This is a genomic window from Streptacidiphilus sp. MAP12-33 (genome assembly GCF_041261265.1).
Lineage (GTDB): Bacteria > Actinomycetota > Actinomycetes > Streptomycetales > Streptomycetaceae > Streptacidiphilus.
In genome coordinates, this window is sequence record NZ_JBGCCA010000012.1 from 97,582 (window position 1) to 112,876 (window position 15,295).

General features: G+C 71.8%; 13 protein-coding genes. 7 read left to right on the forward strand and 6 right to left on the reverse strand.

The window, feature by feature from the left end; all coding sequences use genetic code 11:
* Positions 1 to 114: 114 nt before the first annotated feature.
* Entirely contained in the window at positions 115 to 984 is an 870-nt protein-coding gene (locus ABH931_RS14495; RefSeq protein ID WP_370113103.1) for a peptidylprolyl isomerase, read from the reverse strand.
* 250 nt (positions 985 to 1,234) lie between these two features.
* On the opposite strand from ABH931_RS14495, the gene ABH931_RS14500 reads away from it, so the two are divergent.
* From ABH931_RS14500 to aspS, 3 genes are read left to right on the forward strand one after another with little or no spacing between them, the layout of a single operon-like run.
* Entirely contained in the window at positions 1,235 to 1,942 is a 708-nt protein-coding gene (locus ABH931_RS14500; RefSeq protein ID WP_370113256.1) for an MBL fold metallo-hydrolase, read from the forward strand.
* Positions 1,943 to 1,964: 22 nt separating this feature from the next.
* A complete protein-coding gene (gene hisS / locus ABH931_RS14505) occupies positions 1,965 to 3,236 on the forward strand; it encodes a histidine--tRNA ligase (protein WP_370113105.1) in 1,272 nt (423 codons plus the stop codon).
* Positions 3,233 to 5,023 carry an aspartate--tRNA ligase gene (gene aspS / locus ABH931_RS14510; RefSeq protein WP_370113107.1) on the forward strand — a complete coding sequence of 597 codons (1,791 nt, stop codon included), beginning with the start codon at positions 3,233 to 3,235 and terminating at the stop codon, positions 5,021 to 5,023. The genes hisS and aspS overlap by 4 nt, the downstream gene beginning before the upstream one ends.
* 61 nt (positions 5,024 to 5,084) lie before the next feature.
* Here aspS and ABH931_RS14515 read toward each other — a convergent pair whose 3' ends face one another.
* Positions 5,085 to 5,741, reverse strand: a complete 657-nt coding sequence (locus ABH931_RS14515; RefSeq protein WP_370113257.1) for a TetR/AcrR family transcriptional regulator — start codon at positions 5,739 to 5,741, stop codon at positions 5,085 to 5,087.
* 154 nt (positions 5,742 to 5,895) lie between these two features.
* On the opposite strand from ABH931_RS14515, the gene ABH931_RS14520 reads away from it, so the two are divergent.
* Positions 5,896 to 7,371: an MFS transporter gene (locus tag ABH931_RS14520; RefSeq protein ID WP_370113109.1), complete on the forward strand. Its 1,476-nt coding sequence runs from the start codon at positions 5,896 to 5,898 to the stop codon at positions 7,369 to 7,371.
* A gap of 33 nt (positions 7,372 to 7,404) precedes the next feature.
* Here the strand turns inward: ABH931_RS14520 and ABH931_RS14525 are convergent, their stop codons facing one another.
* Positions 7,405 to 8,370 (reverse strand): LuxR C-terminal-related transcriptional regulator, encoded by a 966-nt coding sequence (locus ABH931_RS14525; RefSeq protein WP_370113110.1) that lies wholly within the window; start codon positions 8,368 to 8,370, stop codon positions 7,405 to 7,407.
* 128 nt (positions 8,371 to 8,498) lie between these two features.
* Between ABH931_RS14525 and ABH931_RS14530 the strand changes: the two genes are divergently transcribed.
* Complete coding sequence (locus tag ABH931_RS14530; RefSeq protein ID WP_370113112.1) at positions 8,499 to 9,593, forward strand: S8 family serine peptidase; 1,095 nt, start codon at positions 8,499 to 8,501, stop codon at positions 9,591 to 9,593.
* Between the two features lie 11 nt (positions 9,594 to 9,604).
* On the opposite strand, the gene ABH931_RS14535 is transcribed toward ABH931_RS14530, so the two are convergent.
* Positions 9,605 to 10,969, reverse strand: coding sequence for a cation:dicarboxylate symporter family transporter (locus tag ABH931_RS14535; RefSeq protein ID WP_370113114.1), 1,365 nt, complete (start codon positions 10,967 to 10,969; stop codon positions 9,605 to 9,607).
* A 153-nt stretch (positions 10,970 to 11,122) separates the two neighbouring features.
* On the opposite strand from ABH931_RS14535, the gene ABH931_RS14540 reads away from it, so the two are divergent.
* Both ABH931_RS14540 and ABH931_RS14545 read left to right on the forward strand, forming a co-directional pair.
* On the forward strand, positions 11,123 to 12,787 hold the full coding sequence (locus ABH931_RS14540; RefSeq protein ID WP_370113116.1) for an ATP-binding protein: 1,665 nt from the start codon (positions 11,123 to 11,125) through the stop codon (positions 12,785 to 12,787).
* Positions 12,784 to 13,470: a response regulator gene (locus ABH931_RS14545; RefSeq protein ID WP_370113118.1), complete on the forward strand. Its 687-nt coding sequence runs from the start codon at positions 12,784 to 12,786 to the stop codon at positions 13,468 to 13,470. The genes ABH931_RS14540 and ABH931_RS14545 overlap by 4 nt, the downstream gene beginning before the upstream one ends.
* Before the next feature lie 4 nt (positions 13,471 to 13,474).
* Here the strand turns inward: ABH931_RS14545 and ABH931_RS14550 are convergent, their stop codons facing one another.
* Together ABH931_RS14550 and ABH931_RS14555 are read right to left on the reverse strand one after the other, a co-directional pair.
* Positions 13,475 to 14,632, reverse strand: coding sequence for a GDSL-type esterase/lipase family protein (locus ABH931_RS14550; RefSeq protein WP_370113120.1), 1,158 nt, complete (start codon positions 14,630 to 14,632; stop codon positions 13,475 to 13,477).
* A 15-nt stretch (positions 14,633 to 14,647) separates the two neighbouring features.
* Positions 14,648 to 15,214 (reverse strand): TetR/AcrR family transcriptional regulator, encoded by a 567-nt coding sequence (locus ABH931_RS14555; RefSeq protein ID WP_370113122.1) that lies wholly within the window; start codon positions 15,212 to 15,214, stop codon positions 14,648 to 14,650.
* Positions 15,215 to 15,295 lie beyond the last annotated feature (81 nt).

Consider the following 15,295-nt stretch of genomic DNA (forward strand, 5'->3'; position numbering starts at 1 on the left):
CCTACAAGACGCCAACATAGGCGACGGGCAGGGGCGCTGTCCGTATCCCCGCGAGGTTGATTTGGCTGCGCCGCCCGCCCGTGGCCCACTGCTACGTACTGCTACCTACCGCACTCAGTTCTTCGTGGTGGTGACCGTGTTCATGATGACCGGATCGATCGGGTGACCGTCGCCCTGGCCGTTCGCGTCGTCCTCACCCTTGGCCGCGATGCCGTTGAGCACGTCCATGCCGCCGGTGATGGTGCCGAACGGGGTGTAGTTGGCCGGCAGCGGGCTGTCCTTGTAGACGAGGAAGAACTGCGAGCCGTTGGTGTTCGCGCCCGAGTTCGCCATCGCGATCGTCCCGGCCGGGTAGTTGCCGCCCTTGAGGGTCGGGGAGCTCAGGTTCTCGTCCTTGAACTGGTAGCCGGGGCCGCCCGAACCGGTGCCGGTCGGATCGCCGCACTGCAGGACGTAGAGGCCCGCGGTGGTGAGGCGGTGGCAGTAGATGCCGTCGAAGAAGTGCTGGCTCGCCAGGAAGACGAAGGAGTTCACCGTGTGCGGCGCGTCCTTGGCGTCGAGCTTGATGTCGACCGCACCCTGACCAAAGTTGATCTTCGCGGTGTAGTTGCCCGCGGCGTCGATCGTCATGGCCGGCTCGGTCTTCCAGCTGCCGGGATTCTTCTTCGGCGTGATGGTGTACGTCATCTTCGCCGCCGCCGGGGGCGTGCTCGCCGCGGCCGAGGGGGTGCTGCTCGCGTTGTCCGTGGAGGACGCCGCCGCCTTCGGCTTGCTGCTGGAGGGCCACAGCACCACGGCGCCGACCGCGATCGCCGCGACGGCGACGACGGCGCCACCGATGATCGCGGTCTGCTTGCGGGCCTCCTTGACCTTCTGGGCCCGGATCGCTGCCTGGCGCTCCAGCTTCCTGCGCTGCAGTTCGCGGCGGCGCTTTTCAGGGTCCTTGGGAAGGTCCCGGGGACTCTGCGTGTCGTTGGGGGCCACCGCCCACACTCCTGCCGTGAAGTCGTCGTTCGGTCGTACTCGGTCCTGTCGCGGGGATCTTCCCACCCGACGGCCGCCCAGTGTAGGGAGCAATTCTGTAAACGCGCGGTGAAAGCGGCCAACGGAAGGTTTCGACGCCCCGGATACGGTTCGCGAACCGTCCCCTGCCGCCGGTACGCTGCGTACAGCATCCGCAGCCATTCGCAGTCGTCCGCAGCCGTTTCTTGTCGTGAGTAGGGGACCGACCCACGTGTTCATCGCCGGCTTTCCCGCAGGAGCCTGGGGCACCAACTGCTACCTCGTGGCCCCCGCCGCCGGTGAGGAGTGCGTCATCGTCGACCCGGGCCACGAGGCGGCCGCCGGAGTCGAGGAGGCCGTGCGCGAGCACGGGCTGAAGCCGGTCGCGGTGGTGCTCACCCACGGGCACATCGACCACGTGGCCTCGGTCGTCCCGGTCTGCGGCGCGCGCGGCATCCCGGCGTGGATCCACCCCGAGGACCGCTACATGCTGTCCGATCCGGAGAAGGCGCTCGGCCGCTCCATCGGCGCCCAGCTGATGGGCGAGCTGACCGTCGGCGAGCCGGACGACGTCCGGGTGCTGACCGACGGCAGCGTGCTGGAGCTGGCGGGTCTGAGCCTCACGGTCGACCACGCGCCCGGCCATACCGGGGGGTCGGTGACGTTCAGGACGCCCGCTGCACCGGAGCTGCCTCCGGTGCTCTTCTCGGGCGACCTGCTCTTCTCCGGCTCCGTCGGACGCACCGATCTTCCCGGGGGAGACCACGACGCCCTCCTGCGGTCGCTGGCCCGTGTGTGCCTGCCGCTGCCGGACGAGACCGTGGTCCTCTCCGGACACGGCCCCCAGACCACCATCGGTCGCGAGCGCGTCGCCAACCCGTACCTGCTCCAGGTCGCCGGCAGCGCCGCGCCGACCGCAGCCCAGCGCCGCGGACTGTAGACAGAGACGAGACGTACAAGTCGTGAGCAGTTCCTTCCAGGCCCCCCGGGGCACGTACGACATTCTTCCGGCCACGGCCGGCGCCGTGCTCGCCGTTCGCGAGGCGCTGGCCGCGCCGCTGCGCAGGGCCGGCTACGGCTACGTCGAGACGCCGGTCTTCGAGGACGTCAAGCTCTTCTCGCGCGGTGTCGGTGAGTCCACCGACATCGTGTCCAAGGAGATGTTCACCCTCACCTCCCGCACGGAGGAGAGCCAGGATCTCGCGCTGCGCCCCGAGGCCACCGCCTCGGTGCTGCGCGCGACGCTCCAGGCCAACCTGCACCGGATCGGCAACCTGCCGGTCAAGCTCTGGTACAGCGGCTCGCAGTACCGCTACGAGAAGCCGCAGAAGGGCCGCTACCGCCAGTTCTGGCAGGTCGGCGCGGAGGCGATCGGCGCGGAGGACCCGGCGCTGGACGCCGAGCTGATCATCCTGGCCGACGACGCCTACCGCTCGCTGGGCCTGCGCAACTTCCGCATCCTGCTGAACAGCCTCGGCGACAAGCAGTGCCGCCCGGTCTACCGCGAGGCCCTGCAGAACTACCTGCGCGGCCTGGACCTCGACGAGGAGACGCTGCGCCGCGCGGAGATCAACCCGCTGCGCGTGCTGGACGACAAGCGCGCGGAGGTCCAGGACCAGCTCGGCGGCGCGCCGATGCTCGTCGACTACCTCTGCGAGGACTGCAAGGCCTACCACGAGCAGGTCCGCGAGCTGCTGCTCGCCGCCGGTGTGCGCTTCGAGGACGACCCCAAGCTGGTCCGCGGCCTCGACTACTACACCCGCACCACCTTCGAGTTCGTCCACGACGGCCTCGGCGCGCAGTCCGCGGTGGGCGGCGGCGGCCGCTACGACGGCCTGTCCGAGATGATCGGCGGCCCTGAGCTGCCGTCCGTCGGCTGGGCGCTCGGCGTCGACCGCACCGTGCTCGCGCTGGAGGCCGAGGGCATCACCCTCGACATCCCGGCCACCACCGACGTCTACGCCGTCCCGATGGGCGAGCAGGCCCGGCGCGTGCTGTTCGGCAAGGTCACCGAGCTGCGCCGCGCGGGCGTCTCGGCGGACCTGGTCTTCGGCGGCAAGAGCGTCAAGGCGGGCTTCAAGGCCGCCGACCGCTCCGGCGCCCGCTACGCCGTCGTCGCCGGTGAGCGGGACCTCGCCGACGGCGTGGTTCAGTTGAAGGACCTCACCTCCGGTGACCAGACCCCGGTCGCCCTCGACGCTCTCGTCACCACCCTGAAGGAGAAGCTCCAGTGATCCGCACCCACGAGGCCGGCACGCTCCGCCCGGAGCACGCCGGCACCACCGTCACCCTCGCCGGCTGGGTCGCCCGCCGCCGCGACCACGGCGGTGTGGCCTTCGTCGACGTGCGGGACACCTCCGGCACCGTCCAGGTCGTCTTCCGCGACCTGGAGGCCGTGGGCGAGCTGCGCTCCGAGTGGTGCGTCAAGATCACCGGTGACGTGCGGGTCCGCCCCGAGGGCAACGAGAACCCCGACATCCCGACCGGCCAGGTCGAGGTCGTCGTCTCCGAGCTGACCGTGCTGTCCGAGGCCGCCGCGCTGCCGTTCCAGGTCGCCGAGTACGAGCCGGGTTCGGTCAACGAGGAGGTCCGCCTCCGCTACCGCTACCTCGACCTGCGCCGCGAGGGTCCGGCCCGCGCGCTGCGCCTGCGCTCGCGCGCCACGCACATCATCCGCACGGTGATGGAGGAGAACGGTTTCCTCGACATCGAGACGCCGTACCTGACGCGTTCGACCCCCGAGGGCGCCCGCGACTTCCTGGTGCCGGTCCGCCTCCAGCCGGGCCACTGGTACGCCCTGCCGCAGTCGCCGCAGCTGTTCAAGCAGCTGCTGATGGTCGCCGGCATGGAGCGCTACTACCAGATCGCGCGCTGCTTCCGTGACGAGGACTTCCGCGCCGACCGTCAGCCGGAGTTCACCCAGCTCGACGTCGAGGCCTCCTTCGTCGACCAGGAGGACATCCTCCAGCTCGGCGAGCAGGTCGTCTCCCGCGTCTGGGGCGAGGTGCTGGGCTACGAGGTGCCGCTGCCGCTGCCGCGGATGTCCTACGCGGACGCGATGAACCGCTACGGCTCCGACAAGCCCGACGTCCGCTTCGACAACGAGCTGACCGAGCTGACCGAGTACTTCTCCGGCACCGAGTTCCGCGTCTTCCAGGCCCCGTACGTCGGCGCCGTGGTGATGCCGGGCGGCGCCTCCCAGCCGCGCAAGCAGCTGGACGCCTGGCAGGACTGGGCCAAGGCGCGCGGCGCGCGTGGCCTCGCCTACGTGCTGATCGACGAGGAGACCGGCGAGCTGCGTGGCCCGGTGGCCAAGAACCTCAGCGAGCAGCACCTCGCGGGTCTGGCCGACGCGGTCGGCGCCAAGCCGGGCGACTGCGTCTTCTTCGCCGCGGGCAAGAAGACCGCCTCGCAGGAGCTGCTGGGCGCGGCGCGCCTGGAGATCGGTCGCCGTTGCAACCTGATCGACGAGTCCAAGTGGGCCTTCCTCTGGGTCGTCGACTTCCCGATGTTCGAGCCCATCGAGGACGACAAGGGCGAGTTCCAGGGCTGGCACGCGGTGCACCACCCCTTCACCGCGCCGACCGCCGAGTCGATGGCGACCTTCGACACCGACCCGGGCAACGCGCTCTCCAACGCGTACGACCTGGTGCTCAACGGTTCGGAGATCGGTGGCGGCTCGATCCGTATCCACCAGAAGGACGTGCAGAAGCGCGCATTCGACGCGATCGGGCTCTCGCAGGAGGAGGCCCAGTCGCAGTTCGGCTTCCTGCTGAACGCCTTCGACTTCGGCCCGCCGCCGCACGGTGGCATCGCGCTGGGCCTGGACCGTCTGGTCACCCTCCTGGGCGGCTACGACACCATCCGTGACGTCATCGCCTTCCCGAAGACGTCCACCGGCGGCGACCCGCTGACCGGCGCGCCGACGCCGATCACCGCCGCGCAGCGCAAGGAGGCCGGCGTCGACGCGAAGCCGAAGTCCGAGCTGGCCGCCGAGGCCGCGAAGGCCGAGCAACAGTAGGAGAGCAAGCAACCGAAAGAGCGGGGCCCTGCCGATGGCGGGGCCCCGCTCTTCGTCGTTGTCAGGCCCCGGCCTGCCCGGCCTGGAGGCGGAGGCCGGCGAGGGTGAGTTCGAGGGCGGAGCGGAACTGGTCGGCGTCGTCGTGGCCGTCGAACTCGTCGATGATCTCGTGGACGAACGGGTAGTCCTTCGGGTCGAGTTCGCGCCAGGCCTGCGCGGCGCGGCCGAGGAACTGGTCGCGGTCGACGGCTCCGTCCAGGACCTCCTGGGGCGGCTCCTGGCCCAGGTCGACGGCGGAGCCGACGACGACGCCGACGATCGCCGAGACGGCGTGGAACCGCTGGCGCGGGGTGAGGTCGAGCCGGAGGGTCTGCCGGCCGAGCCGCTCGTAGAGACGGAGCGAGTTGCTCTGGGCGTCGGTGTTGCGCATGAAGTACGCGCCGAGCCAGGGCCGGTCCACGATCGCGTCGAAGAGGGCCAGCGCCATCGCGCGCAGGTCGTCGATCGGGTCGTCGCTGTCCGGCAGCCGCTCGATGTCGGCCAGGATCGAGCCGATCACGTGGTCGGTGGCGAGGTCGAGCAGTTCGTCCTTGTTGGCGACGTACCAGTAGATGCTCGCGACGCCGCCGCCGAGGCGCTGGGCCAGCGCCCGGAAGGTGAGCGCGGGCGCACCGGCCTCGTCGAGCAGGGCCACCGTCTCGGTGAGGACGGACTCCATCGAGTGCGAGGCGCGTCGACGCCCCTGGCCCGGGCGGTTCTGCGGGTGTGCCATGGCTTGCGTTCCCTCCACCTTGCACAGCATCGAACGTTGTTCTATCGTAGCTCATCGTACGACGTTCGATAACCGAACCGCATTCGATTGGAGGGCCGCCATGACCACCGCCACGCTCCAGAGCACCCCGTCACGCACCTACCCGTCCCTACGCGCGGCATGGATCCCCCTGGTCGCCCTCTGCCTGGCCTTCTTCGTCGAGATGGTCGACAACACGCTGCTGTCGATCGCGCTGCCGACCATCGGCCGCGACCTCGGCTCCGGCACGACCGCCCTCCAGTGGGTCACCGGCGCGTACTCGCTGACCTTCGGCGGGCTGCTGCTCACGGCCGGATCGATGGCCGACCGGTTCGGGCGCCGCCGGGTGCTGCTGATCGGCCTGGCCGTGTTCGGTTCACTCAGCCTGTGCGTCGTGTTCGTCAGCACGGCGGGCGAGCTCATCGCGCTGCGGGCCGCCCTCGGCGTCGCCGCCGCGGCGATGGCGCCGATCACGAACTCGCTGGTCTTCCGGCTCTTCGACGACAAGGCCCTGCAGATGCGGGCGATGACGGTGATGATCGTCGTCGGCATGTCCGGCTTCGTCCTCGGCCCGCTGCTCGGCGGCACCGCGCTGGCCCATGTGAGCTGGCAGTGGCTGCTGGTGGTCAACGCGCCGATCGCGGTGCTCGCGTGCGTCGGTGTCCGGCTCGGCGTGCCGGCCGACCGGCCGCAGGACCTCACCCAGGACCGGCTCGACCTGCCCGGTGCCGCCCTGAGCATCACCGCCATCGGGCTCGCCTGCTACGCGCTGACCAGCGGTGTCGAGAACGGCTGGCTCTCCGCGCCCACCCTCGCCTCGATCGCGGGCGCGGTCGCTGCCGCGATCGCCTTCGTCCGGCACGAGCGCCGCAGCGCGGCACCGATGCTGGACCTGCGGCTCTTCTCCAACGGGACGGTGCGCGGCGCCGCGATCGCCCAGGTCGGCACCTCCATCGCCATGGCCAGCGTGATGTTCGGCCTGATCCTGCACTTCCAGTTCGCCTACGGCTGGAGCCCGGTCAGGGCCGGCCTGGCCAACCTGCCCATCATCGTCACGATGCTCCTGGCGACCCCGCTGTCCGAGTGGCTCGCACGCCGCTTCGGCCACCGCATCGCCTGCCTGATCGGCGCGGCCTGTCTGGCCGGCGCGCTGGCGGGCCTGTCCTGGGGCGTCGAGCACGGCTACGCCTTCATCGCGCTGTGCATGGTCGTCATGACGATCGGGCTCCGCACCGTGATGACGATCTGCGCGGTCGCCCTCGTCGACGCGATGCCCGGCAACCGCACCTCCATCGGCGCGGCCCTCAACGACACCGCCCAGGAGGTCGGCTCCAGCATCGGCACCGCCGTGGTCGGCACCATGATCGCCGCGCTGGTCACCACCCAGCTCCCGAAGGGAGTCTGGAGCAGCGCCCTCGTCCAGTCGTTCTTCCGGGGCGAGCGGATCACCTACGCCCTGCTCGCGGTCGTCGTGGGCCTGATCGCGGCGGGCGGCGCGCTCAGCCTGACGGACTCCCACAGCGTCGAGGAGTCGCACGGCGAGGAGGGCGACGCCTGACGGGCGGTGGGGCGGCTGGTGGCGGCCGACCGGCTAGAGCCAGCCGAGGCGCGCTGCCTGCACGCCGGCCTGGAAGCGGGTGGTGGCGCCGAGGGTGCGTTGCAGCACCGAGACCCGGCGGACCACGGTGCGCCGTCCCAGTCCGAGGCGGCGGGCGATGGCCTCGTCCGTGGCGCCGCTGGCCATCAGGGTCAGGATCTGGCGGTCGCGGGCGTCCAGCTGGGTGCCGAAGCGGTCCACCGACGCCGGGATCGCGAACCGCCACAGCGACTCGAAGACGCCCGCGAGGACGTCGAACAGGCGGGAGGGGCGGACCAGCAGGGCGACCAGATCGGGGTAGCTCTCACCCGGGAGCGGCACGATGGCCAGGTCGTCGTCGCGGATCAGCAGCTTGAGCGGCGGGTTGGCCAGGATGCGGGCCTGTTCCCCGGCCTCGATCTCGCGGGCCATCACCGGTGCCGCGATCGGGTCGTCGAAGGCCGCCTCGTAGTAGAGGGTCCGGTAGGTCACCCCCTCGGCCATCCGCCCGGTCTGAAGCGCCTCCAACTCGACGTTGTCGGCCGCCGATCCGTAGTACGGCGGCATGTCGATGATCCGTACCTGGTGCCGGCCGGAGCGGTGGAGGTGCTTGACGGCGGCCAGGAAGCGCTCGCGGCCCTCGACGATCTCCAGGCCGTCGTAGTGTCCGGCGTCGCTCCGGGCCAGCCGGTAGAGCCGTTCCAGGTCCGCACCCGCCTGCCGGGCCACGGCGTGGCGCAGCAGGTCCCGCTGGAGCAGCGCCTCCACGACGCCGGTGGGCGGGTGGGCGTCCCAGGCGTCCGCGGCCGGGTCGGCCGCCACCACGAGATCCTGGGCGGCGAGTTCGCCGAGGGCCGTGCGGACGGTGTGCTCCCGGCGGCCGGTGCGCACGGCGATCTCCGCCACCGGAGCACCGGGATGCGCGACCAGGTCGTGGTAGACGGCGCCGCAGTCGGTCGCGGGGTCCAGGAAGTCCGGCACCGGCGCAGCCTACGGGCGGTGGCGTGTGTGCGCCAGTGGCGCACACGGGCCCGTGGATTCTCTGGTGCCGGCACGGCCAGTGCGTTGGGATGAACGCGACAACCCGACCCGATGACCAAGGGGGAGCCTTGCGTTCGTTCCTGCCCACCACGCGCCGGCGGCCACGGCTGCGGGCGTTGCTCGTCGGCACCGCCGCGCTCGCGATGACCGTGTTCGCCGTGCCGGCCCACGCGGACGGCCCCGTCGTCCCGGGGCCCGGATGGAACATGGCCCGGATCACCCAGGCGGGGCCCGTCGCCGCCGGGCAGACGTCCTTCAGCTACACGCCGCACTCCCACGGGGCGGGCGTCAACGCCTACGTGATCGACTCGGGCCTCGACTACGGCAACTCCGACCTCGGTGGGCGTGCGGCCCTGGGCTACGACACCTTCGGCGGCGACGGGCAGCCGTGTCCCACCGCGAACGCGACCGACGGGGCCGACCCCCGGCACGGCACCGAGGTCGCCGACGTGCTCGGCGGTACCCAGTACGGCGTGGCCAACCAGGTCAGGCTGTGGTCGGTCAAGGTCGCCGACTGCGGGAACGTGCCGCACGCCAACTTCCTCGCCGGGATCAACTGGGTGGCCGCCCACCACATCAGCCCGGCGATCGCGGTGATCTCCCGCAACGACATGGGAGCCGGCTACATCGGCCAGGACAACGATCTTGCCCAGGCCGTCAACGCCCTCGCCGACTCCGGCGTCTTCGTCGCGGTCTCGGCCGGCAACGTGGGCGCGAACGACAACCCGATCTCCTGCTTCATCATCTGCCTCGGCAACGGGCCGGAGCGGTACGCGGTCGACAACCCGCCCGCGAACGCGGGCCACGCACTGGTGGTGATGGCCATGGACCGCACCGACCAGGCCCCGGACAACTCGACCTACACCCAGGCCGACGGCTGCACCTCGACGTGGTCGACCGCGTTCGGCGGGGAGATCTACGCGCCCGGCGTCGCGATCCCCACCGTCTTCGGCACCGCCTGCGGCACCTCCGAGGCCGCGCCGATGGCCGCCGGAGTCGCCGCGCTGTACAAGGCGACCTACGGGGACGTGTCCTCGGCCGCGCTGAAGACCTGGATCTTCGACCACGCGACCGCGAACGCGATCACGAACAACCCGCCGGAGCAGGGCGGTAACAACCTGACCTACACGCCCAACCTGCTGCTCAACACCGGCGGGTTGTGACCGGGACCCGACTACGCGGGGGTGGGGGCCTGTTCCGGCATCACCGGCGCGGGCTCCGTTCCGGCCTCCGTTCCGCCCTCCGTTGCGCCGTCCGTCGCGGCAGCCGACTCGGCGAAGGGCAGGCGACCGGCCAGCACGAGACGCAGGCGGTCGTGGTCGAGTTCGCCGGTCCAGTGGCCGAGGAGGACCGTGGCGACGGCGTTTCCCGCGAAGTTCGTCAGGGCGCGGGCCTCGCTCATGAAGCGGTCGATGCCGACGATCAGGCCGACGCCGTCGACGAGGGCGGGCTGGTGGGACTGGAGGCCGCCCGCGAGGGTGGCCAGGCCCGCGCCGGTGACGCCCGCGGCGCCCTTGCTGGCGATCACCATGAAGAGCAGCAGCGAGATCTGCTGCCCGAGCGACATCGGCCGGTCCATCGCCTGCGCGATGAACAGCGAGGACATCGTCAGGTAGATCGCGGTGCCGTCCAGGTTGAAGCTGTAACCCGCCGGGACGGTGATGCCCGCGACCGGGCGGCTCACGCCCAGGTGCTCCATCTTGGCGATCAGGCGCGGCAGCGCGCTCTCGCTGGACGAGGTCGACAGGATCAGCAGGAACTCGCGGCCGAGGTACTTCAGCAGGGCGAAGACGTTGACGCCCGCGAACACGCGCAGCATCAGCCCGAGGACCACCACCACGAAGATCGCGCAGCTGGCGTAGAAGCCCAGCATGATCATGGCCAGTGACTTCAGCGCCGCCCACCCCGTCGCGCCGACCACCGCCGCGATCGCGCCGAACGCGCCCACCGGGGCCACCCACATGATCATCGAAAGCACCCGGAACACCAGCTTCTGCAGGTGCTCGACACCTCGCACGACGGGCGCGCCCGCCGCACCCATCGACTGGAGTGCGAAGCCGGCCAGCAGTGCCACCAGCAGCGTCTGGAGCACCTGGCCGCCGGTGAGGGCGGAGACCAGGGTGGTCGGGATGATGCCGAGCAGGAAGTCCGAGGTGCCCTCGGCGCCGCCCGCCGCCGCCTGGGCGTGGCCCGCCTTGGCGAGCGCCTGGGTGAGGTGGAGCCCGTGGCCCGGGTCGATGACGTTGCCGACGACCAGGCCGATGGCGAGCGCGACGGTCGACATGACGAGGAAATAGCCGAGCGCGAGGCCGCCGACCTTGCCGACCTTGGCCGCCTTGGTGACCGAGCCGATGCCCAGCACGATCGTGGTGAGGATGACGGGACTGATCATCATCTTGATCAGGTTCACGAAGCCGGTGCCGAGCGGCTTCAGCTGCACGGCGACGTGCGGCGCCGCGAGGCCGACGACGATGCCGAGCACGACGGCGCCGATCACGGCCAGGTACAGATGGTGCGTGCGATCCCGTGTCGCTCTCATGGCTGCGGCTCCTTTGCCGGTCCGGTCCGGCCCGAGGTGGCGGGCCGGTTCCGACGAATATCCGGGCGGGCGTGGCGGCCGTCACGTTTGCGTTCATATCGTTCACGGCGCACGGCTACTCATCCGGCGCGGTCACCGGGCACACTGGCCGACATGCCAGCCAGTACCACCCCTGCCCGGTCCCGACGCCATCGCGTCGCGCGAAGTCTGGCCGGGCAGTTGTTCGCGGTGCAGGTGCTGATCGTCGCGGTGGTGGTGGCCGGCGGTGCGGTGCTCGCGTACGTGCTGACCAGCGACCGCGCCGAGCAGGCCGCGGAGCAGCAGGTGTCCGCGACGGCCACGGCGGTCGCCGACGCGCCGAGCGTGGCGCAGGCCGTCCAGGGAGCGGATCCGACCGCGCTGTTGCAGCCCTACTCGCTCCGCGTCACCCGGGACGCGCACGTCGACTTCGTCACGATCATGGACACCCACGGGGTCCGCTGGACGCACCCCGACCCCACCGAGATCGGCAGGCACTTCCTCGGGCACATCGAACCCGCCCTCGCCGGGCGGACGTTCACCGAGACCTACACCGGGACCCTGGGCCCCTCCGTGCGCGCGGTCGCGCCGGTGCGGGACGCCGGCGGCAAGGTCGTCGCGCTGGTCAGCGTCGGCATCACCGTCCGGCAGCTCAGCGGCGAGCTCCGGGGTGCGCTCACGGCGCTGGTCGCGGTCGCGGCGGCCGCGCTCGCGCTCGGCGGGTTCGGCACCTGGCTCGCCAACCGCCGCCTGCGGCGGCACACCCACGGGATGGGCGCGGCCGAGCTGAGCCACCTGTACGAGTACCACCAGGCGACGCTGCACTCCGTCCGCGAGGGTCTGGTGCTGCTGGACCGCGCGGGGACGGTCGTGCTCTGCAACGACGCGGCCCGCGAGCTGCTCGGCCTGGCCGGCCCGGCGGAAGGACGGCCGTTCGCCGAACTCGACCTCCCCGGGCCGCTGCGCGCGGCCGTCGCGGGGGACGAACCGGTCCGCGACCAGCTGCACCTCACCGCCGATCGCGTCGTGGTGGTCAACACCTCGCCGATCGGGGACGGCAGCGACCATCACGCCGGCCTCGGAACCGTGGTCACCCTCCGGGATCACACCGAACTGCAAGCGCTCAGTGGCGAGTTGGACTCGGCGCGGGGCTTCGCCGAGGCGCTGAGCGCGCAGGCGCACGAGTCGGCCAACCGCCTGCACGCCGTCGTGTCGCTGATCGAGACCGGCCGCCACCGGCAGGCCGTCGACTTCGCCACCGCCGAACTGGAGCTTGCCCAGCAACTCACCGACCGCGTCGTGGGCGCGGTCAACGAGCCCGTGCTGGCCGCGCTGCTGCTCGGCAAGGCCGCGCAGGCCGCCGAGCGCGGCGTCGATCTGGTGCTGACCGAGGAGAGCCGGATCGACGACGCGCTGCCTGAGCGCCTGAGCGCCCGCGACCTGGTGACCCTCCTCGGCAACCTCATCGACAACGCGACCGACGCCGCCATCGAGGGCGCGGGGGAGCAGACGGGCCCGCCGACCGTCACCGTGACCGCCCGCACCGACAGCCGGGAGCTGCTCCTGCGCGTCGCCGACACCGGGCCCGGTATCGCGCCGGACGCCGTGGACCGGGTCTTCGAGCGCGGCTGGTCGACCAAGCAGCCGGAGCAGGCGCGGGGGAGAGGGATCGGTCTCGCGCTCGTCGCGCAGGCCGCGCGCCGCAACGGCGGGCGCGTGGAGGTCGGGAGCGTCGGCGACGGCGGCCGTGGCGCGGTGCTGACCGTGCGCATCCCGCTCCAGCGGGGGGTGAGCGAATGATCGACGTGCTGGTCGTCGAGGACGACCCGGTCGCGGCCGAGGCGCACGGCAGCTACGTCGACCGCGCGGACGGCTTCCGCTGCGCGGGCGTCGCCCACAGCACGGCCGAGGCCCTGCGCTTCCTGGAGCGTGCGCGGCGCGAGGGCGTGCCGGTCGCACTGATCCTGCTCGACCTGTACCTCCCCGACGGGCACGGCCTGGACCTGGTCCGCGCGATCCGCAGCGCGGGTCACGGCGCGGACGTCGTCGCCGTGACCTCGGCGCGGGACCTGGCGACCGTGCGGCGCGCGGTCTCGATCGGCGTCGTGCAGTACCTGCTCAAGCCCTTCGCTGCCGCGACGCTGCGGGACCGGCTCGCCCGCTACGCGCGCTACCGCGCGAGCCTGTCCCGCGAGGGCGAGGCGCTCGGCCAGGACGAGGTGGACCGGGCGTTCGCCGAACTGCGCTCCCCGCACGGCACGACGCTGCCCAAGGGGCTGACCACCCCGACGCTCGACGCCGTCGCCACCGTCCTGCGGAAGGCGGACGCCGGGCTGTCGGCAGCGGCCGTCGGCGCGGCGGCCGGAGTCTCGCGGATCACGGCCCGCCGCTACCTGGAGCACCTCGTCGAGACCGGCCGAGCCCGCCGCGAACCGCAGTACGGCCAGGTGGGCAGGCCGGAACTCGCCTACCGCTGGCGGTAGGTCCTCATCGCACCGGCGCGAACGGGCCGTCCGCGCCGAAGGCCAGGCGGGCGAAGTTCTCACCGATGCGGCGGTGCGCGGCCGCGTCCGGGTGGAGACCATCGGGCAGGGGGAACTCGTCGTGCTCGGCCTGCCCGTAGAGCCGACGGCCGTCGAGGTAGTGCAGATGCTGGTCGTCATCGGCGCGCTCGGCGACGATCCTGGCCATGACCTCGCGGATGACGGTGAGCGTCAGCCGCCCCGCGGCGCGTTCCGCCGGATCGCCGCTGGGCTCGAAACGGACCGTCCCCTCGCCGAAGACAGGCATCAGCGGGCCGGGGGTGTCCTCGTGGAACGGGCACAGCAGCGGCGAGACGACCAGCAGCGGAGTCTCCGGGTGCCCCTCGCGCAGGGTGTCGAGGAAACCGTGCACGGCGGGAGCGAAGGCGCGCAGCCGCATCGCGTCGGTGTTGACGACGTTGATGCCGAGCTTGACGCTGATCAGGTCGGCGGGCTGGTCGCGCATCGTGCGCGCGGTGAACGGGTCGAGCACCGCGTTGCCACCGAAGCCCAGGTTCACCAGGTCGACGCCGCCCGCGGCGGCAGCCAGCGCCGGCCAGATCGTGGTCGGGCTCGCGGCGTTCGAACCGTGGCTGATCGAGCTGCCGTGGTGCAGCCAGCGTCGCCGACCGCTGTCGGGCGCGGGGCCGACGGGCGCGTCCGTGCGCAGCGTCAGCAGCTCGGTGGTCTCGTTGTAGGGCAGCCAGATCTCGACGGTCTTCTCGCCGGCGGGGAGCCCGCCGAAGCGTGCCGTGCCGGGCGGGCCCTCATGGACCTCGGTGGCGCCCGTCCGGAAGTCGACCTCCCGGGTGCGGCCGCCCGCCACGCTCGCCTGCGCCGTCAGCCGGCCGTCGACGAGCAGGTCGTAGACCCCGTCGGGCGTGGCCGGCAGGCCGCGGTAGGCGCGCTTGGTGGGCAGCGTCACGAGTTCGACGACCGTCGCCGCCGTGCGGAAGGCCAGACGCACACCGGAGGTCTGCGTCTCGATCGCGGTGAACCCGGCGTCGGGCAGCTGCCTGCGCGCCCATGCGGGCAGCCGGTGCGGCAGCAGGCCGCCGTGAGGGGTGGTCTCGGTGTCGAGGTGGCCGCGCAGCAGCTCCTCGGTGACGGGAGTGGTGATCATGGTTGGGTCTCTCTTTCAGGAGAGGTGGGTGCGCAGCATCGCGTCGAGGGCGTCGACGGTCCAGTCCCACGACGCCTGCGGATCGACCGCGGTGTGGGCGAACCCGCCCGCCGCCTCCAGTTCGACGAAGCCGTGGACCAGGCCGCCAAGCATCCGCACCGCGTGCGTCTGCTCCGGCTCGGCCAGGTCGTAGCCGCGCAGCAGCGCGCGGGTCATCTGCGCGTGACGCACCCCCGCGCTCGCGGCCGCTGTGGCCGGGTCCAGCCGGTACCGGGCGGCGGCGTATCGGCCGGGGTGCGCGCGGGCGTAGTCCCGGTACGCGGCGGCGAAGGCGGCCAGCGCCTCCCGCCCGGCTCGCCCCGCGATCGAGTCGGCGACGCGGTCCGCGAGCTCCTCGAGCGCCAGCAGGGCGATCCGGGTCCGCAGGTCCTCGGTGCTCTTGACGTGGGCGTACAGACTGGCCGCCTTCACGTCGAACCGCCGGGCCACCGCCGAGACGGTCACCTGCTCGAACCCCGCCTCGTCCGCGAGTTCGGCGCCGGCCCGGGTCAGCCGTTCCGGCGTCAGTCCCGCGCGTGCCATGGCTCTCCTCCGCTCTTCCTACGATGAGTATGCAGTTTCCTACGATCTATAGGCAAACGGCTTCTGTCAGTGCGCGCAGGT